The 19,177-nt window shown below is 52.0% G+C and carries 19 protein-coding genes; 9 read left to right on the top strand and 10 right to left on the bottom strand.

The window, feature by feature from the left end; genetic code table 11:
• Positions 1-5: 5 nt before the first annotated feature.
• Both ACT53D_RS01900 and rlmD read right to left on the bottom strand, forming a co-directional pair.
• Positions 6-1,460: an ABC transporter substrate-binding protein gene (locus tag ACT53D_RS01900; protein ID WP_476155567.1), complete on the bottom strand. Its 1,455-nt coding sequence runs from the start codon at positions 1,458-1,460 to the stop codon at positions 6-8.
• Between the two features lie 16 nt (positions 1,461-1,476).
• Positions 1,477-2,850: a 23S rRNA (uracil(1939)-C(5))-methyltransferase RlmD gene (rlmD, locus tag ACT53D_RS01895; protein ID WP_338654778.1), complete on the bottom strand. Its 1,374-nt coding sequence runs from the start codon at positions 2,848-2,850 to the stop codon at positions 1,477-1,479.
• 67 nt (positions 2,851-2,917) lie between these two features.
• Between rlmD and ACT53D_RS01890 the strand changes: the two genes are divergently transcribed.
• Positions 2,918-3,406 (top strand): hypothetical protein, encoded by a 489-nt coding sequence (locus ACT53D_RS01890; RefSeq protein ID WP_476154205.1) that lies wholly within the window; start codon positions 2,918-2,920, stop codon positions 3,404-3,406.
• Here ACT53D_RS01890 and ACT53D_RS01885 read toward each other — a convergent pair.
• Entirely contained in the window at positions 3,403-4,191 is a 789-nt protein-coding gene (locus ACT53D_RS01885; protein ID WP_476154203.1) for a 3'-5' exonuclease, read from the bottom strand. The genes ACT53D_RS01890 and ACT53D_RS01885 overlap by 4 nt on opposite strands.
• Positions 4,192-4,481: 290 nt before the next feature.
• On the opposite strand from ACT53D_RS01885, the gene ACT53D_RS01880 reads away from it, so the two are divergent.
• Positions 4,482-5,177 carry a hypothetical protein gene (locus tag ACT53D_RS01880; protein WP_476154201.1) on the top strand — a complete coding sequence of 232 codons (696 nt, stop codon included), beginning with the start codon at positions 4,482-4,484 and terminating at the stop codon, positions 5,175-5,177.
• 121 nt (positions 5,178-5,298) lie between these two features.
• Here the strand turns inward: ACT53D_RS01880 and ACT53D_RS01875 are convergent, their stop codons facing one another.
• Positions 5,299-5,778 carry a hypothetical protein gene (locus ACT53D_RS01875; RefSeq protein WP_379075501.1) on the bottom strand — a complete coding sequence of 160 codons (480 nt, stop codon included), beginning with the start codon at positions 5,776-5,778 and terminating at the stop codon, positions 5,299-5,301.
• Positions 5,779-5,826: 48 nt separating this feature from the next.
• Between ACT53D_RS01875 and ACT53D_RS01870 the strand changes: the two genes are divergently transcribed.
• Complete coding sequence (locus ACT53D_RS01870) at positions 5,827-5,952, top strand: hypothetical protein (RefSeq protein ID WP_379075498.1); 126 nt, start codon at positions 5,827-5,829, stop codon at positions 5,950-5,952.
• A gap of 318 nt (positions 5,953-6,270) precedes the next feature.
• Positions 6,271-6,921, top strand: a complete 651-nt coding sequence (locus tag ACT53D_RS01865) for an outer membrane beta-barrel protein (protein WP_476154199.1) — start codon at positions 6,271-6,273, stop codon at positions 6,919-6,921.
• Positions 6,922-7,011: 90 nt separating this feature from the next.
• Here ACT53D_RS01865 and ACT53D_RS01860 read toward each other — a convergent pair whose 3' ends face one another.
• Genes ACT53D_RS01860 through cysM form a run of 4 tightly spaced genes read right to left on the bottom strand, consistent with a single transcriptional unit; the run spans position 7,012 to position 10,630 of the window.
• Positions 7,012-7,410 (bottom strand): YdbL family probable chaperone protein, encoded by a 399-nt coding sequence (locus ACT53D_RS01860; protein ID WP_476145625.1) that lies wholly within the window; start codon positions 7,408-7,410, stop codon positions 7,012-7,014.
• Positions 7,411-7,460: 50 nt separating this feature from the next.
• The gene (locus tag ACT53D_RS01855; protein WP_476155612.1) at positions 7,461-7,709 is read right to left on the bottom strand and encodes a hypothetical protein; all 249 of its coding nucleotides are present in this window, start codon (positions 7,707-7,709) and stop codon (positions 7,461-7,463) included.
• A gap of 42 nt (positions 7,710-7,751) precedes the next feature.
• Positions 7,752-9,686 carry a hypothetical protein gene (locus ACT53D_RS01850; RefSeq protein ID WP_476154197.1) on the bottom strand — a complete coding sequence of 645 codons (1,935 nt, stop codon included), beginning with the start codon at positions 9,684-9,686 and terminating at the stop codon, positions 7,752-7,754.
• Between the two features lie 50 nt (positions 9,687-9,736).
• Positions 9,737-10,630 carry a cysteine synthase CysM gene (gene cysM / locus ACT53D_RS01845; RefSeq protein ID WP_275355846.1) on the bottom strand — a complete coding sequence of 298 codons (894 nt, stop codon included), beginning with the start codon at positions 10,628-10,630 and terminating at the stop codon, positions 9,737-9,739.
• A gap of 225 nt (positions 10,631-10,855) precedes the next feature.
• Between cysM and ACT53D_RS01840 the strand changes: the two genes are divergently transcribed.
• Both ACT53D_RS01840 and ACT53D_RS01835 read left to right on the top strand, forming a co-directional pair.
• Positions 10,856-11,983, top strand: coding sequence for a GGDEF domain-containing protein (locus ACT53D_RS01840; RefSeq protein WP_275355848.1), 1,128 nt, complete (start codon positions 10,856-10,858; stop codon positions 11,981-11,983).
• A gap of 38 nt (positions 11,984-12,021) precedes the next feature.
• Positions 12,022-13,116 (top strand): hypothetical protein, encoded by a 1,095-nt coding sequence (locus ACT53D_RS01835; RefSeq protein WP_476145519.1) that lies wholly within the window; start codon positions 12,022-12,024, stop codon positions 13,114-13,116.
• Here the strand turns inward: ACT53D_RS01835 and ACT53D_RS01830 are convergent.
• Positions 13,061-13,561, bottom strand: coding sequence for a disulfide bond formation protein B (locus tag ACT53D_RS01830; RefSeq protein ID WP_476154194.1), 501 nt, complete (start codon positions 13,559-13,561; stop codon positions 13,061-13,063). The genes ACT53D_RS01835 and ACT53D_RS01830 overlap by 56 nt on opposite strands.
• Before the next feature lie 139 nt (positions 13,562-13,700).
• On the bottom strand, positions 13,701-14,651 hold the full coding sequence (locus ACT53D_RS01825) for a lytic transglycosylase domain-containing protein (protein ID WP_476154192.1): 951 nt from the start codon (positions 14,649-14,651) through the stop codon (positions 13,701-13,703).
• Positions 14,652-14,901: 250 nt separating this feature from the next.
• On the opposite strand from ACT53D_RS01825, the gene xseA reads away from it, so the two are divergent.
• The 3 genes from xseA to ACT53D_RS01810 all read left to right on the top strand — a co-directional run bounded on the left by xseA (position 14,902) and on the right by ACT53D_RS01810 (position 19,091).
• Complete coding sequence (gene xseA / locus ACT53D_RS01820; protein ID WP_476154190.1) at positions 14,902-16,116, top strand: exodeoxyribonuclease VII large subunit; 1,215 nt, start codon at positions 14,902-14,904, stop codon at positions 16,114-16,116.
• 122 nt (positions 16,117-16,238) lie between these two features.
• Positions 16,239-18,122 (top strand): potassium transporter Kup, encoded by a 1,884-nt coding sequence (locus ACT53D_RS01815; RefSeq protein WP_194748211.1) that lies wholly within the window; start codon positions 16,239-16,241, stop codon positions 18,120-18,122.
• 156 nt (positions 18,123-18,278) lie between these two features.
• A complete protein-coding gene (locus ACT53D_RS01810) occupies positions 18,279-19,091 on the top strand; it encodes a M48 family metallopeptidase (protein WP_313988443.1) in 813 nt (270 codons plus the stop codon).
• The last annotated feature ends 86 nt before the right edge of the window (positions 19,092-19,177 follow it).

Here is a 19,177-nt window from a genome sequence, read left to right as displayed (position 1 = left end):
CAAGCTTAATGTGGCACAGCGTGAAAAGCCACTTTGGTCAACCCATCCCAATTGCCATCTGGCGCCGGGGTATAGCGTTTAATTGATCCTCGATAGGCGGCAAACTGGCCTTCATACCAGAGTGGAATCACGGGCAACTGCTGGTGGACACGTTGCGTGACGGCAGGCCAGTCTTCTTTCTCCAGCAAGGCATCCAGTTGGGCATCCTGATACCGCCCTCGGTTAAAACCTGTGGGCGGGATACTCTTGGAGCCAAAGACTTTGCCGTAGATTTCCGGGGTTTTAATGCCCACCCAGGTTAAGCCGTAAAGTTGAAAATTGCCTTTTTGCACATCGGCAAAAAAAGTGCCCCAATCCAGGCTCTTGATTTGCAAGTCTATGCCTGCGGCTTGCATCTGTGCCTGCAAAATCGTCGCCAGCCGCACCCGTTGCGGGTCTGTGCTGGTTTTATAGATCAGCGTCAATGGCAGCTTGACCCCGGCAGCTGCTAATAACTCCCTGGCGCGAGCAGGATCGTAATGATATGGCTGCAATTGCGCATTGCCCGCATAATGCTCGGGCGGCAGGATGGCACTGGCTTGCCGACTTTGACTGACCATGACTTTATCGATGATGGCCTGAGGATCAATCGCATACGCAATCGCTTGCCGCACGCGCGCATCCTTTAAAAAATCTGCCTGGGCATTAATGCCCAGATAAGAATAATTGGCGCCCACCCCGGTATTCACCGTGATATTCGCCTGTGTTTGCAGATACTTGACCAGCTCAGGCGGCAAATCGCCCTGAATCAAATCGGCCTCACCACGCTTGAGCTTGAGCACGCGCACATTCGGGTCTTTGACTTCTTCAAAGCGCACCTTGAGTCCATCTCCCAATCGCTCCAGCACCAGCGAAGATGACCAGCCATCGAACTTGAACGGCCCACTGCCCACTGGCGCATGGCTAAAGTCATGCGCAGCCGCAATTAATCGTGCGGGGAGGATGCCGACAATCATACGCGCCGCAAAATGGGGATCGGCATGCGCCAACGTAAAGTCTATGGTCTTTGCATCCGGGGTGCTAATGTTGCGAATATGCCTGAATTCGGCAGTATGGGGCGAGTCTTTGAGTGTGAGCAGGCTATCGTACGTCGCTTTCACATCGGTGGCCGTCAAAGGCTGGCCATCATGAAATACTGGGGCCCGCAGCAAGTGAAAACGGTAATGCAGGGGATCCAGTTGCTGCCACGAAGCCAACCCGGCGACCTCGTGTGATGCGGCATCAAACTCGACCAGTCGCTGATAAACCAGGCGATTGACCCGCTCTGAAGCCGCATCGGTAGCATAGCGCGGATCCAGATTGAGTGGCGCCTGCGCCACTGCAAACACCAGTGTATTCGGTGCATTGGAAGAATGACAGCCGGCCACCCCTCCCCCTAAACAGATCAACGCCAAAAGGTGCGCCAGCTTGAGCCAGCGCAGAGGAACAGCTAGCACATCAATCCTTCTCAAACACAGCAATCGATTCAACGTGCGCCGTATGCGGGAACATATTCATCACCCCGGCCGCCTCTAAGCGGTAACCCTTGACCTGAGTCAGAATGGCAGCATCGCGTGCCAGCGTGGAAGGGTTACAAGAGACATAAACAATGCGTGAGGGCGCGTGACTGTCATTCGGATCTTCAGCCTCGGGCAATGCCTTGATCAGTTCAATCGCACCATCACGCGGGGGATCAATCAGCCATTTGTCAAACGCGCCCAAGGCCAATAATGACTCAGGCGTCATATCAAACAGATCAGACTCGGCAAACTCGACATTGGTCACGCCATTAAGGCCTGCGTTTTCAATCGCCCGCTTCACCAGCGCCTGCGCACCTTCCACCCCATACACCGTGGCGCCACTACGCGCAATCGGCAAGGTAAAATTACCGAGCCCACAGAAAAAATCGGCGATACGCTCACCCGCCTGCGGCTGCAACAACTGCATGGCACGACGAATCATGACGCGGTTGATGGCAGGGTTGACCTGCGTAAACTCCGTCGGATTAAAGGGATACTCCAAACCAAACTCAGGCAGGCTGTAGTGCAATTTATCGCCATGATCAAACAAAGGCTTGACCGTGTCGGGACCTTTGGTTTGCGTCCACATTTGCACACCATGCGCCTCTTCAAAGGTTTTCAGCAAGGCCACATCGTCCTCGGTCAGCGCTTCCAGAATGCGTAGCACCAGTACCGTAGCATCTTCACCTACCGCCAGTTCAATCTGTGGCAGCGACTGTTTAACTGAGAGCTGTCCAATCAACGCTTTCAACGGCAAGATCAAATCGGACACCGGTTGGGTCAGGACTTCACAGCTGTCCATAAAAGTGACATAGCTGCTGCCCTTTTCATTAAAGCCCACCAGCACCCCACCCTTTTTCTCGACATAGCGCACGCGTAAACGGGCTTTGTGCCGGTAGTGCCAAGGCGTGCCCTGAATAGGCGGTAAAATCTTGGCAGGTTTGACGCGGCCAATATGCCACAAATCATTTTCCAGCATACGTTGCTTGGCTGCGACCTGTGCCGAAAACTCCAGATGTTGCATGGCACAGCCACCGCAAATGCCAAAATAAGCACAGCCAGGGGTTACGCGCTGGCTCGAAGCTTTCAGCACCTCAGTCGCGGTCGCCAGCTCATAGGTCGATTTGACATGGTGCGAAACAAACAGGACTTCTTCAAATGGCAGGGCCCCTTCGATAAAAATCACCTTACCATCGACATGGGCAACGCCCCGTCCTTCCTGGTCGAGTGATTCAATGCTGGCACGGCGCGGAGTTTGCGCTGCCTTGGCAGCGGGGGATAAATTGGATGATCGTTGACGGCTATTTCTCATAACCTGTTATTTTACCTGATTTGGGCATACAATCGTTTCAAGGTCTAATCAAAATGAGGAGGTCACCATGTTAAAAAAATATTGCCTTTCACTCGCCATCTGCCTCTCGCTATTCGCGACCGGGGTGTGCCATGCCGATGACATTTCCATCCAGCAGGATGCGCATGGGGTTCAATACGTCACTGGCGGCATAGGCTCAGAAGAAGTGGAGGCCATGGAAGCCTTTAAAAAACAATTCAATTTGTATTTCCTGTTTTCCGAGGGCAAGGCGGGTCGCGTCATTGATGATATCCAGCTGGCCATTCTGGACAGTAAAAATCAGGAAGTATTTGCGCTAGACCATGCCGCACCGAGACTGTTGCTCAACTTGCCGAGTGGCAAATACCAGGCGGTTGCCAGCTACCTGGGTAGCGAGCAGCGCTACCGTTTTGTGCACGACGCAAAAAAATCTAAACGCATCATTCTTAATTGGAAAAACAAGATTGATGAGGATACTGTCGAGCCGGTGACTGACGATCAAAGCGCTGAGGAACCTGCACCGACAGCGACGCCTTAAACAGTGGAATCCATTGCGTCCCAGGCAGCCATAAACTGCTGCCAGTGTTCGCCAGGATAGGCTGCCAGCGTATCCCGCACCAGCTGGATTTCTGACTGGTAACCGGCCTCATTCAAATGCCCACGCATTTTTAAAAAGCGCAGGTACACCAAATGCGTATTGGCAACATCCGTTTCGCAATAATCGCGGATCGCCTTGACTTCACCGTTAAGATAGGCCTGCCAGACCTTGCTGCCATCCATGCCAAGCTTGCCTGGGAAGCCACACAGCTGGGCCATGTCATCCAGTGGGGCATTGGCACGTCCGCTATACATGGCTAGTACATCCATTAAATCCAGATGGCGCATGTGATAACGGCTGATATAGTTATTCCATTTAAAATCCTTGTCGTCTTCGCCCAGATCCCAATAGCGTGGCGCAGCAATGCCATGCACCATGGCGCGGTAATGCAGCACCGGCAAATCAAAACCACTCCCATTCCAGCTCACCAGGTTAGGGGTGTATTTTTCAATCCCGTCAAAAAAGCGCTGGATAATTTCAGCTTCACTGGCTTGCTCATCGCCAAGCGTCCAGACGCGAAATTGGTTCCCTTCACGCAAGGCGCAAGAAATCGCACACACGCGCTGCAAATGATGCGGCAGAAACTCCGTGCCATTTTGCTGGCGCCGCTGATGAAAAGCGATATTCGCCGCCTCGTCGTCGCTCAAACTGGCTGGCAGATCATGTAACTGGCGGATCCCCGCAACATCGGGAATCGTTTCAATATCAAACACCAAACTAAGCATCGGATTTCCTGTTAAAGAGTCGCTTTTAAAATAGCACAGCGCCAGTGCTGACAGCAATCTATGCAGTCAGCTTGTAGAAAAAAGACTGCGTTTGTATCAAAAGATACAATCAGTGCACTTTTGTATCAATTGATACATTTAAATATATGATTTATAAAGGTTTTTTATGTTTTTTTAGTCTATCAAACCTAGAGATGCCGTATTACTCTGTATCCGTTCAGTCAACAAGAGCATTGCCAGGGAGCAATTGCTTCAGCCCTGAACCTTTAAAAACTTACGGAGTACTCATCATGACATCTATCAGTTCAATCGGCAGTAACAATTACATTCAATCGCTTTCGCAAGTGGGGCAGCGTAATGGCATGCAACCGCCGCCTCCGCCCCCAGATGGCGACAAACAAGGCAAGGATGGCGGCGGATTTTTGGGGGCGATAGACGCAGCGCTGAAAAGTGCAGGCATTTCAGGCGATCTGGAATCTCTCTTCGGCAGTCAGGGGACTAACAGTGCAAGTACCAGCACAGAGAGCACAGATACAAGTAGCACAACAAGCACGAGTACAGATGCCAGTGATGCATTGAGCAGTTTTTTACAAAACCTGATGGGCGCCCTGCAATCACAGGGGACGGCTGGCACCAATACAGAAAGTACGAGTGACAGTACAGACAAGACGAGTGTTGATGCCACCACAACAGCAGGCGTACACCGTCATTTCGGCGGCCATGGCAAACAAGATATGGAAGCAAAACTACAAAGCTTGATTAGCGCTTTAAATACAAGTAGTGATTCGAGCAACACAACGGCCAGTAACACGACCACCAGTGGATCAACAAACCAGAACAGTGCGCTGGAGAGTAGTTTTCAGTCATTGGTTAGCGCACTCGGTGGCAGTAGCAGCAATGCCAGCTTGAGTGGCTTTTTGCAGGCCTTATCCTCCAACATGCAAAATCGTGGTCCAGCAGGGAACGTCGTCAGCACTGAGGCTTAGAGATAACAGCATCTGGCCCCAGATCCACCGCAACTACCACTGTGAGCGACTCTGTAATGGTGGTAGTTGTCGCTTGATTCCGATAATTTGGAATCAAGCTTGCCCCCTGATTAAAGCGCGGTCAGGCAAATTCCAGTTGCATAATATCCGTCTCAGAATCTTCCTCCAGCCATTCCGCAGGCGCTTTATGCAATCGGATAGGCGTTTGCATTTCTTCACCGTCAAACGTCAGAATCGCGTAACTGACTTCCTGGGGCGCGGCCATCGGCGTGAATTTACCAAAGCCAAAGTGCGCATTGCGCATGACTTGCCATGCACCAGAGGGTTCAGTGTATTCAGGCTTGGAAAAGTAATGTGCAATTTGCTTGTCGGTGGCGGCCTTGAGCGCACAGTCTTGCTCACGCGACAGCACCGACCAGCGATAATCCAGTCCATCCGCAATTGGTTGCAGCTGCATCAAATACCAGTGCACGTTTTCGCGCGCCAATTGGATCAATGATCGCACCCGACCGGTGTGATGATTCAGAATGTAGTAAATCCCCAGGTCTTGCTGATGAATGCTTTCACCCAGACGGGGTAGAACGAAAAGATTAGTTGGCACAACAAACTCCTTTCATTGGGACACGCACTTTGATTGTATGCAATGAACATGCCTGAAACTGAAATCAATGACTTTTACCTGTTTGTTCTCAATCTAGATGAGAGAAGCAACCGGCCGGAATTGTTCAATGCGGCACACTTTGGGGTCGCTATTGGCAGTGGTGATTTGCTTTAAGCAATTGATTTGATTGATGACATACCTACCGTTTACCGGGAGGAAAGCCAAAAATAAGCATCGTGGTCATTTTGAGCCGGCCTGTGCAGCCACAGCACCACTGTGACCATCTATGGCAGTAGATAAGTTGCCTTTTTAGTCATTTAGCGCGGCTTTATGCACCATCCTGACACTTTATCTCTCTTTGGTCTTAGATGACCGATTTGTGACAGCCCACACCTACAAACATAGTCATACCAAAAGTTACGTAATTTAACCTTTTCTGCTAAAGTAACAAAAAAACAAATCATTCCTCAATCAGACCGTAAAGGCACTTCTATGAAACTATTGCGTACAACTTCTCTCTTGGGACTATTGCTGATGTCAACCGCCAGCGCTGTGAGTGCCGCTGAGCCAGAAAGTCAGCATGGCTTGCAACAAACACCGTTTTATTTTGGTTTGGATGTCGCTTACCTTCGACAAAAAAATCAAACACGTGACTTCAAGGAAGCGTGGTTTGATGAGTTTGGCACAACCCCCTCGGTAAAACAGGATAGAAATGCAGGCGCAGGACGGATATTTGCGGGCTATAGCGTCAATGAAAATCTTTCCCTGGAACTTGCGTACTTCAAGACCACTAAAGAAAAAATCGACGCCTCTGATAACATCAGATCAGCGAGCATCAAATACGATGCCAAAGGCGTTGAGTTATCAGGCTTATTCAGCCCTAGCCAATTCCCCAATTTTTTTGTTAAAGCGGGTGCCATTTACTCAGAGTTGGATGCACGTATTAGCGCATCGGCGGGTAACAATGTAGGAACTAGCTCAGTAAACGATAAAGGCTGGGGCTATGTCGCCGGCTTTGGCTACAAGTATCCGATCAATCAAGTGGTCGATATTAAAGCGACCTATGCCTACTATGGCAGAGTGGCTGGCGACAGTGACTCACACATGAACCTGTTGTCTCTGGGCTTCCAGTATCACTTTTAAGCTTCTGCTGGCAGGCGGCTAACATCGTCTGCGCAAAACAATCAAGCCGAAATGGAGCTTTCCATTTCGGCTTTTGCATGTTCAGACCGCTTATTTCTTAAGCCACTGTCCATCCTTCTGCACAAACCAGCCCGCTTGCGCTTTATCCATCCAGCGTTGGGCAAAGGTGCGCTGAATCTCGCCTGTCCACTCTGGATGCCCATTGGCGGCAGCAATGCCCTGGTAGAGCTGGGTGCGATCGTTGTTCTCCTGATTGACCAAGCTGGTGACCATGTTACGTTGTGATAATGGCACTCCGCTGGCCTCTTTGATGGCAATATAGCCATCCGCCGTAAAGCCAATTGCGCCTGACTGGTAGTAAGGCAGTAATTGCGGATGGCGCGCTTGCATGCTGGCTTTAACTGCGGCCAGTGCAGGCGTGTTGATATCCAAATCTGCGGCCGCCAATGCGGCAGGCGGTGCGGCAACCAGCAAGATGACAGTTAGCATAGCGATTGCAGACTGACGATAGCGGCACAACAGGTTAAACAGTGCATGGATCATGGTTTGATCTCCTGAACAGAGGGGGACACAGGGTCTTGAGTCGTCGCAGGCGGGGTCGGTGCGGTCGAGCTGGCTGGCAGTTGCCAGACCTCATCAATCACCTTGTCGGCCGCTTTTTCAGCGGCAGCGGCGGGAAAGTAAATATTAATGGTGACACATGCACTGAGCAGCATGGTCAGGCTGAGTATCAAACGCTTGAAGACGACACTGTGCCTTTGAACCGTGTTTTGTTGTTGCCTACTCATCACGCGAATTCCTTTCTTTAAAACTATCGCCATTGAGTGCGCTTATTTGACGATCATTTTGCTATTGCTATCAGTGATCCGCCGCATGCGGGCCAGCATATCTTTCCAGCTGACATATTCGGTATAGCCATTCACGTTGACTGAGGGAATCCCCTCACCTTTGACGATGACGAATCCGCCCGGAATCTGCTCAACGCCGCCCATTTTACAAACATCCCCACGCAGCTCGCAGCTTAAGCCCATTTTTTCATAGCCAAACTGTTTGAAAAAACGCAAAAACGTCCGTTGCAGGGCCGCCGCCGTGCCCTCACCACCCAAGGCAGTGATGTTTTCAACCGCGCGTTGAGACACTTTTTTCTCAAAAGGGCCATCCGCAGTCTGTATGACAGCATTCATAGAGACAGGCTTCCAGTTTTGTAAACGCAAATGCTGGACATCACCTTCTAGTTTGCCGGTAATCGAACCAAAATTAAACGTCCGCGTGATCTCACCCATATCAATCTCTCGCATGCGCAGATTGGCATGCAGCTTGGGGACAGCCCCCAGCGGATCATCGACTTCCAGATCAGAGAGCGCGACTTGCCCTTTAAACAAGCTCAGCTGCATCTCCCCATCCATGCGCAAGGCATGGTTGGCATAAGTTACGAGTGGAATCTGGCCTTTGATCTCACCACGCATGACAGGCCAGCCGAGCGCCTGGCTAAAGGTGCGCATGCTGATGGGCTGCATGTCCATCTTCAGGTGCCAGACCATGCTCTGATGTATCCAGGCGGCAGACACGTCTTCAAAGATCAAGGCGCCATCCAGCACAGGCAGGCTCAGGGCTGGACTGGTAATCGAGAACCGATTCACGTTTGCCTGCCATTGCGTTTTTCCGAGCGGAATCTTAAGCACATGGCCTGAGGCATAGCCCATGCTGATCTGCTGCGGCTGATCGTAATCCCAGGGAATATGCGCATTCAGATGGGCAAAGCCAAACTTGCCACGTTGATCTTCAACCGTGGCATCCGCAACATCCAGCTGAAACTTCACCGGCTGCAGGCCTTTGGCCTCAAAAGACCAGTCGGCTTTGCCATTCACCTTGAGCTGTCCGAACACGGAATCAGGCAGCAAAGGCTGGATAAACGACTGGTAAAGGCCGTTAAAATCGACGTCTTTGGCATCCAGCTTTAAAAACTCAAAGCGCTGGCTATCCAGATTAAACCGGCTCTGACTGTGTAAAGTGCCTACGCCTTGCAAGGACAAGGTCGCTGCATCAATCTCCAGGATGGGCGATGCATACAGGCCACGGATTTCAAATCGCTTGTTGCCCTCGGCAAAATAAAATGGTTGCCAGAACAACTCGCCTTGTTGCCATTCAAATACGCCTTGCCAGCGCCAGCCATTCGCAACCTCATGCGCAGCAATATGCATCACCCCGGTCAGTCTCTCCGCCGCATGCAAGCCTGCGGCATCACTGAATTTGGCGTCTTTCACCGCCAGTTGCAGCTCAAGCCCTCTGCTGGACTTTGTGTTCGATGCAGTGTGCCAGGTCGGCATCACCGTCAGATTAAACGGGATATGTGAACGGACATCATGATACAAGCCATCATTACACAGCCAAGTCTCCTGACTGGCTTGTGTCGGCAATTGGCAATACACGTGGAATTTGCCCCAGACCGCATCTTGCATCGCTTTGACTTCAGCATCAACCGTCATCAACGGTTGCCGAGTTTGCAGACGGTAATCCAGATAGATGCGCGGGCGGCGTACCTGGTAATCAGGCATTTTTAACTGCTCGGAGGTAATCAGCAGGCTGGGGCGCGTACTGATCTCCAGTGTCATATCCGGGTGATCAATGCTGGCATTGCCCAACTGCAAGCGCTCGGCATGAATTTGTACATGCTGTTTGCGCTGCAAGTTGACCACCGCATGCGGGTGGTCGAGTTGAAAGAAATCGCCTTGGATGCTCTCGGCACTGAGGCTAAGCTCGGTCATGGCCCAAAGCGGCATAGACCAACAGCACAGCAGCAGTGCCCACAGGCGCATCAATCGGGAAACACGCCTGTAGACAAGTAGCGGTCGCCACGATCGCACACAATGGTGACAATCACCGCATTGTTCACTTCTTTGGAGAGTTGCATCGCCGTATACAAGGCACCGCCGCTGGAAATCCCGGCAAAAACGCCTTCTTTGGTTGCCAGTTTGCGCGTGGTCTCTTCCGCATGCTTCTGGCTCACATACCGCAACCCGTCTATGCGTTTGGGGTCATAAATTTTAGGCAGATAGGCTTCTGGCCATTTGCGGATCCCCGGGATTTGCGCCCCCTCCTCCGGCTGCACGCCGATGATCTGAATGGCAGGATTTTGCTCCTTGAGAAAGCGCGAAGTGCCCATAATCGTGCCAGTGGTGCCCATGCTGGATACAAAGTGTGTCACCGCTCCGGCGGTATCACGCCAGATTTCCGGCCCGGTCCCTTCATAATGCGCTTGCGGGTTATCCAGATTGCCAAACTGATCCAGCACAATGCCCTCGCCCTCTGCTTGCAACTTCAGTGCCACATCGCGTGCCAACTCCATACTGCCGTCTTTGGGTGTCAAGATCAGCTCAGCACCATAGGCCTTCATGCTTTGACGGCGTTCAACGGACTGGTTTTCCGGCATCACCAACACCATTTTGTAACCGCGCATGGCCGCCACCATGGCCAGTGCAATGCCGGTATTGCCACTGGTCGCTTCAATCAGCGTATCGCCTGGCTTGATTTGCCCGCGTTGCTCTGCCCGCACTATCATGCTGTAGGCAGGCCGGTCTTTAACTGACCCGGCCGGATTATTGCCTTCCAGCTTGAGCAAGATCGTATTGCTCGGATTCGGGTTCATACGCTGCAAAGCCACCAGCGGCGTGTTTCCAACAAAATTGTCCAGGGTCAGGTAAGGTTTCATAGGGACCGATAATCTGTTTTCGGGGTTGAAGTAAGACCACTCCGAAACATAAAAATTTGTGAATGCGCGCGTACGATGACACGCAGCAGCTTAATATATGTAAAATTCAGCGGTAATGTACAGCTAACGACAAAGTCTCAATTTTACATAATCTGATCGCATCACAAAAACAATTATTCTTTAGGATACCGGATGTTGAAAAAGTGGTTTAGCCAAGCGCTTGTCATGATGTTGCATCCCATCAAGCTTTTTCCAGCGTCCGGCGATGCGGACCACATGCGTTACAAGGTGGTTTTCCTAAACAACGTGTTCACCTTCTTTGGCATCGTGTCTTTTAGCATGGGCATCATCCGTTGGCGCGTGCATCCGCTCATCGGCATCGTGGATATTGTGTTTGGTCTGATTGCGTTTGCCTTGCTATGGGCCTTGCGCCGCAACAAACAACGCGTCGAACTGATCTCTGGCATTGCACTCTGGTTATGCTTTCTCCAGTTTTTGACGGTCTATTTTCTGGCGACTGGCAACAGTACCCGGAGCGGATTATTGCTCCTTATTCTTGCTGGAGCGTTTTACCTCAAAGGCAGGCAGATGGGCTACCAGATGCTGGCGATTTTACTGTTGCTGGTGGTGGGCAATCACTTAACGCATCTCTTCCCCTCAGAATATGGTCATCTGGATATTCTGAGCTTGTGCCTCTACCTGCTTGGACAGTTTTTCATCATCCGCAATTACGAATGCCTGCGTGAAAGCCAGACCAATCATTTAAAAGCCCTGAATACCGATCTCGAAGCACTGGTCAAACAGCGGACCGAACAACTGGCTGCGGCCAATACCGCCCTGCAAGTTGAAAAAGAAAACTTAAAAACGCTGTCCAGCACCGACTTTTTAACTGGTTTGAGCAATCGTCAGCACTTTGAAACAGTGTTTGCTGAGCATACCCACACGGTCGGCAGGAAAATCTCGGATGCGCTGATTCTGATAGATATAGACCGTTTTAAATCCATCAATGACACGCACGGCCATGTCATCGGTGACCAGGTCATTAAAACCGTCGCCGAATGCATCAAGAAAAATACGCGCCTGTCTGACATTGCCGTGCGCTGGGGAGGCGATGAAATGATGATTTATGCGCCCCGCATCACCCTTGCTCAGGCGGCAAAGCTGGCCGAAAAAATCCGGCAGCAGGTACACGCCAGATCTTTGCCCGACATTGGCCAGATCAGCATCAGTTGCGGCGTGGCAATGTTGCGGATGGGGGACAGCTTGACACAATTGCTGCATCGAGCAGACCAGGCACTATATGAGGCCAAGCAGGCCGGACGCAATCAGGTCGCTATCTCCGCCGCAGAATAATCATTACAATGGCGGCCACTTGCCGCTGCTTTCTATTTATGACCATTGATTTTATGCTATTCAAAAACGCACTTCCCGCCTGTCTGACGCTGTTTACAAGCTGCCTGTTTACCAGCCCACCCCTGCATGCCGAACAATGGCATACGGTGCAAGGACGGGAAAAGTTTCTGACGGTGTCGGTTGATTTAGACTCCATGCAAGTCGGCCAGCACGAAGACATTATCCTTTTCAAGCTGCGTACAGACGATCATGACGATACGATTGCGACCAAATTGGTACAAGCCTCCTGCAGTGAGTTTTCAATGGAGGTTGAACGCGAAGTGGTATTTCACAAGTCCGAGCTTGCCTCAGAGACGCTGGACTGGAAAAACGATCAGACACTCAAGCAACGGCCAGATTATGCCTCTGCCAGACTGTCGTTCTGGGGGGTGACGCAAGCCTACGGCCAGGCCATTTCGCTGGCATGCCGCATGACGGGCAATCGCGCACCGGAACGTCTGCAAAGCATGCAGCAAGACCAGTGCAGCGTCTCTAACCCGCTGTATAAAGTCGCCTGTGCCAGCCATCCCAATTGGCGGGCCAATTACAAATTGTATCTATCCCGCTCGCACGACGTCATCCATAACTGTGGCATTTCTGACGAACGCATGACCAAGCAGGCGGCCTGGTTATTGAAAAGCGTGATGCGCTGTCAGGATGAACGCTGTGGCAACGAAATTCTGGAATACTGGATTAACCAGCGTGGCCGCGATATTGCCAGTGTGATCCATATGCAAAAGACCTCGGGCAAGCCCTGGACCATCCCCAGCGAACCCGTCCCCTTGTGCCAATCGCTGAATCAGGCTGATCAGGCAATCGCCAGCCTGCAAACCGAAGAGGTGTATGCCAAAGCCAAATATCTGGGTTGCCTCAAGCGCGAGACTGCCAAGCTTAAGGCCGCCAGCGTGCCAGCAGAGAGCATCTCGCAACAAGCAGAGCAGTCATGCGAAGCGCATTTTAAAGCCTGGCATGACGCGATTGAAAAACAAGCGGCCATGCTGGATGAAAGCACACCCGAAGTTGAGATCGAGACTTTTGCTATCCAGCGCGACGGCTACGAAATAACCAGCCAGCATACACCGCAAACAGAATAAAACTGATCAGACCCAATTGGGGCAAGGTTAAGCCCAGAAACGTCCAGTCTATGGCGGCACAATCGCCCGTACCACGAAATACCAGGGTAAGTGCTTTTTTCAGCGGGAAGTTTTCAAACATGTAATCAAAGCCGACACCACAATCGGCAAAGATTTCTTCTTTGTGTGCCTGTAGCCACCAGTGGCGTATCGCCACCCCCGCGCCGCCAAGCGCCGTCAACACCTCAATCAGGGCCAATCCGGCATGTAGCCAAGATTTGGGTGAGACAAAGGCGTGCAGCAAAAACAACAAGCCCAGACTCATGAAAATGATGCGTTGCGAGATACACAAGGGGCAGGGTTCAAGCTGGTTTTGTACTTGAATATACAAGGCGAGTGCCACAATGCCAAATCCGGCCAAAAATCCCAATACATAGCCGCCACGTCCTTTAAACCATGCTGCCATTGCCCGCTCCTACCTAATGATTAAATGCAAATTGTAATGGATAACGCAGCTAAGAGGCAGTCTGGGTGTGGGTGGTTCCCGGTTTTTTAAGTTGGCCGGGATCTCCCGGTCAAACAGCACAAACAGTCAGCAGAAAGATTCAGGAGTTGGCCGCCGGGCTCTGCCAGTCACGCATGGCCGCAGTTTGCCTGATTTCGTGATGTTTTTTCTTGTAGTAACGCGCCACGCGCTTCACATAGTCGCGTGTCTCCGGGTACGGCGGGATGCCCTGATGCCTGGACACCGCATGTTCCCCGGCATTGTAAGCCGCTACGACGCGCTCGACATCGCCATCAAAGTAATTGATCAACCAGCGCAGGTAGGACAAGCCCCCTTTAATATTTTGCTCGGGATCATAAGCATCCTTGACGTGAAACCTGGCCTGCGTCTCGGGTAGCAATTGCATCAGGCCCTGGGCCTTTTTGCGTGATGTTGCTTTGGGATTAAAGCCGGACTCCACCGCAATCACAGCCATCGCCAAATCAATGTCTACTCCATAAACAGGCGCATGTTTTTTGACCAGCGTGTAAATGGGGCCGCGTTTACGGAACAACACTTCAGCCGCTGACTGCCCCTGATTTTGCATGCAGGCGGGCAGCTTGGCCACGGAGGCATCACCAGCGCCCTGGTCCAACCAGATCCGGGCATCGCGATGGCCTTGAATCGCAGCCAGGCTGAAAAAACGCGCGGCAATATCATGATTGACCTCCACACCTTTGCCCATGCTGTAAAACCAGCCCATGGCAAATTGCGCATCAGGATCACGGGTTTCTGCAGCCAACGCACAGTAATGGGCGTGCGCCTCGGCATAACTGCTGATCCCAAGCGCATTTTTTGTGCCCGTCGCCAGACTCACCTGTAATTTAATGAATTGCTTGTAAGCGTCATTCTGCATTACCGCCTGCTCGCGCTTGTAGCTGGCCATGACAGGATTCGCGGTCTCGACCACGGCTACTTCCGTCTCGGGCGGCGATTTATCAGACGTTTCATCCGCCTGCGCCAGCGCGACCAGTCCCAAGCCATGCACAGCACTTGTGTACAGACAACACATAAAAAATGATCGCGCAAAAAATAAATATTTTTTCATTCGCATACAATCCTGAGGGAAATGACCTTGTTTTAAGGTCAGACAGTCATCAACCATTCCCATGCTGCTCATATCAAGACGCCGCTTTTACCCAAAAGTGCCCCTCTATCTTGAATCAGTGTTCAGCATCCCCACAGAGCGCCTCTGCTCAGACACCGGCCATTCGATGAAAGACATAGCCAAATCCAGCGGGGCTGAGGGATAATGTGCAGCTATGGCTAGCTTGTTATCGACATCATTCAAACAAATCTTGAGTGTCAGCGACCTCACCCGACTCACAAAAGAATTGCTGGAAACCAGTTTCCCCCTCTTTTGGATCACGGGCGAGCTCTCAAACTTCACCCGTGCCGCCAGTGGCCACTGGTATTTTTCGCTCAAGGATGAACGTGCACAAATCCGTTGTGTGATGTTTAAAGGGCGCAATAGCGTATTAGGCATGGTGCCGCGCGAAGGGGACCTGATTGAGGCGCGTGCCACGGTAACGCTGTATGAAGCCAGAGGCGATGTGCAACTGACAGTGGAATTTATGCAGCCCGCTGGCCTGGGCAAATTGTATGAAGCTTATGAACAACTCAAGCAACGCTTACAAAACGAAGGGCTGTTTGCTGCCGAGCGTAAACAAGCCATTCCAGCCAATCCGCAACGCATAGGCGTGGTGACCTCAGCGGATGCCGCCGCCTTGCGCGATGTGTTAACCGCCATCCGCCGCCGTGCGCCGGCCATGTCTGTCATCATCTACCCGACGCCGGTGCAAGGCAAAGGCGCTGCCGAACTGATTGCGCAAGCCATTCATCTGGCTGATCAGCGGCAAGAGGTTGATACGCTGCTGATTTGCCGCGGTGGTGGCAGCATAGAAGACTTATGGTCATTTAATGAAGAGGTGGTTGCACGCGCAATCGCCGCTTGTCGCCTGCCGACCATTAGCGGGGTGGGCCATGAAACAGATTTCACCATTGCCGATTTTGTCGCTGACTTGCGCGCGGCCACACCGACAGCGGCAGCCGAATTGGCCTGCCCGGATCAGGCGCAGCTTCGCGATCAACTCAGGCAATTACAATTAAGGCTGGGCCGGGCCATGCAATCTTGCTTGCGCCAGCAAAGCCAGACCCTGGACTACTTGTCCAGACGCCTGATCTCCCCCACCCAGCATCTGCAACAACAGCGCCGCGGTCTGCAGCAATGGCAACACAGACTGCAACTGGCTATGCAGCAAGGTTTACAAACGCAACAACGCAAACTGCAATACTTGTCCGCCAGCCTGCAACAACTCAACCCGCATCAGGTGTTGGCCAGGGGCTATGCCATTGTGCAACAAGCCGATGGCCGCGCAGTGACCACTGCCAGTGAACTGAGTCTGCAGACGCCCTTGAAACTGACCTTGCATCAAGGTCAGGCAGAGGTGGTGGTGACGCAAATCAGCCCCGACTAGGCGCTCCACTTTTCGTGTAATCGTCCACATGCATTTAGGTCTTCAAGATAATTTGCGTCAAAATCTTTGGTGAAGCTCTAAAATTACCCGATAATAATCGTTTGTCTTTAGCTGTTCACACAATGGACCATACAAAAAATCAGCAAACGGCGCTCCATACCATGGCTCTCGCCGCGCTAGGCGTCGTTTTCGGTGACATTGGCACCAGCCCGCTTTACACCATGAAAGAAGTCTTTGCAGTCGGGCACCACCCGCTGTTACTGACACAAGCCAATGTCTACGGCATCTTGTCGCTGATCACCTGGGCACTGCTGCTGATTGTGTCGTTCAAATATGTGGCCTTTATCATGCGGGCAGATAACCGTGGCGAAGGCGGTATCATGGCGATGCTGTCTTTGGCCAGCCGTTATGCTGGCGGCGAACCCGACCAGCGCAAACGCATCATGCTACTAGGTATTATCGGGGCCTGCATGTTTTATGCCGACGGCATGATCACCCCCGCCATTTCCGTGCTCTCAGCGGTTGAGGGCCTAGAGGTGGCAGCACCGCAACTGGATAGCTGGATCGTCCCCATTACTTTGTGCGTCCTGTTTGTACTGTTCTGGGCACAAAGCAAAGGCACCGCTGTCGTCGGTGCTTTTTTTGGTCCTATCATGCTGACCTGGTTCTCGGTATTAGGCATTTTGGGCATCCTCAATATCAGTCATCATCCCGAAATTCTCAAGGCTTTAAGCCCCTTCTACGCTTATCAGTTTTTTGCCACCCAGCCCAAAATTGCGTTTATTGCGCTCGGTGCGGTGGTGCTGGCCGTGACCGGTGCCGAAGCCTTATATGCCGACATGGGTCACTTTGGCCGTAAACCGATTCGCCTGGCTTGGTTTTTGTTCGTGTTGCCTGCACTGATTTGCAACTACTTTGGGCAAGGCGCACTTATTCTGGCCGAGCCAGAGTCCATTCAAAACCCGTTTTACCACCTGGCCCCAGACTGGGCCTTGTTCCCGCTGATTATCCTGGCCACCCTGGCGACCGTGATTGCCTCTCAGGCCGTGATTACCGGCGCGTTCTCTGTCTCGCGCCAGGCCTTGCAACTTGGCTTTATTCCGCGCATGCATGTTTCGCACACCTCAGAGCAAACAGAGGGCCAGGTCTACATGCCGCGCGTCAACTGGGGCCTGATGGTCGCAGTCATGGGCCTGGTGCTGATTTTTGGCAGCTCTGGTGACCTGGCGGCAGCCTACGGTATTGCCGTCACCGGCGATATGGTCATCACGACCTTGCTGGCAGCCGTGGTGTTCCACCACCTGTGGGGCTGGAGCAAACTCAAAACGGCCTGCCTGATTTCGCTATTTCTTGTCATTGACCTCTCGTTTTTTGCGGCCAACATTCTCAAAATCCCAGATGGTGGCTGGGTGCCTTTATTGATCGGCATCATCATCTTCACGCTGATGCGTACCTGGAAAACCGGGCGCAGACTGCTTTACCAAATTCTCAAGTCCGAATCCATGGAGCTGATCCCGTTTGTGCAAGCGATTGGGGCGCACCCGCCCGCCCGCGTCAATGGTGCAGGCGTGTTTATGACCCCCAACCCGGATGGCGTACCACATGCGCTACTGCATAATCTCAAACACAACAAGGTACTGCATGACAAAGTGGTGATCCTGACGGTGCGTTTTGTTGATTACCCCTACACCACGCTGGAAGAGCGCGCCTCGATGGAGGTGCTACCTTACGGTTTTTACCGCGTGACCTTGCGTTATGGTTATATGGACGAACCAGACTTGCCTCGAGATCTACCATTGACCGAACCATTCGGCCTTACGCTGGACACCATGGATACCTCGTTCTTTATCGGCAAGGAAATCCTGCTGGCCTCGGATAAACCCGGCATGGCGTTCTGGCGTAAAAAAATCTTTATTGGCTTATTTAGAACGGCAGAGTCGATTACCAACCAGTTCAAATTACCACCTAACCGGGTGGTAGAGCTAGGCTCGCAAGTCAAAATTTAACCAGAATGACTCATACTTAAGAGTCAAGCATTCAGCGATCAGCAACGACATGCATTCCGCACTGAATGGGTAGACTGATCGCAGCACCTGAATGGAATGATCATAAAAATGAATGGTCACTGCCAATACGTGACCTAGAAACAAGAGGAGAAACACATGCCGACCATTAAAACCCTGGGAATCGCCTGCCTGTGCGCCTTGTTGTCTGCCTGCGCCAGCACCACCAACAATAGCGTCTCGGGCGTACAGCGTAGTCAACTCTTGCTGTTGCCCTCAGCGACCGTGGATAAAATGTCTGCGCAATCGTATACGCAAACCCTGCAAGATGCGCAAAAGAACCATACCCTTAACGCGGATAAGGCCTTGCTGAATCGCGTGACTACCATTTCTCACCGCCTGATCGCCCAGGTCGGCGTGTTCCGGCCAGATGCCACCAAATGGAAATGGGAAATCAATGTCGAAAAAAATGACCAGCTCAATGCCTATTGCATGCCTGGCGGCAAGATCATGGTGTTTTCCGGTCTGGCCGAAAAACTCAATGCCACCGATGATGAGTTAGCCGCGGTGATTGGTCACGAAATCTCGCATGCCTTGCGTGAGCATGGCCGTGAGCGTATGTCACAAGCCTATGTTCAGCAGTTCGGTTTACAGGCACTCGCTGCCTACATAGGCGGCACCGCGGGCAATATGGCGGCACAAGGCGCCAGTATGGGCAGCCAGCTGTTCTTCTCCTTGCCCAATGGCCGTGAACAGGAGCGTGAAGCGGATCGCATAGGGCTGGAGCTGGCGGCGCGCGCCGGTTACAACCCGGAAGCCGCAGTCAGCTTATGGAAGAAAATGATGGCGGCCAACAAGGAAGCGCCCCCGGAATTCTTAAGTACGCACCCTTCCAGTGAAAACCGTATTAAAGACCTGCAGGCACTGGTGCCCAAGGTCATGCCGCTCTACTTAGCTGCCAAAGGCAAGTAAGTGCTGGCGTAAAGGGCCGTCTTTCATCGACGGCCCCTGCCCTTTCAAAATTAGGTTAAAATTTCGGGTTTACTGTTTTTCAATCG

This window comes from Methylophilus sp. DMC16 (genome assembly GCF_056314045.1).
Note: the sequence above shows the minus strand (reverse complement) of the source record. Positions and strands in the feature narration are given on the sequence as shown.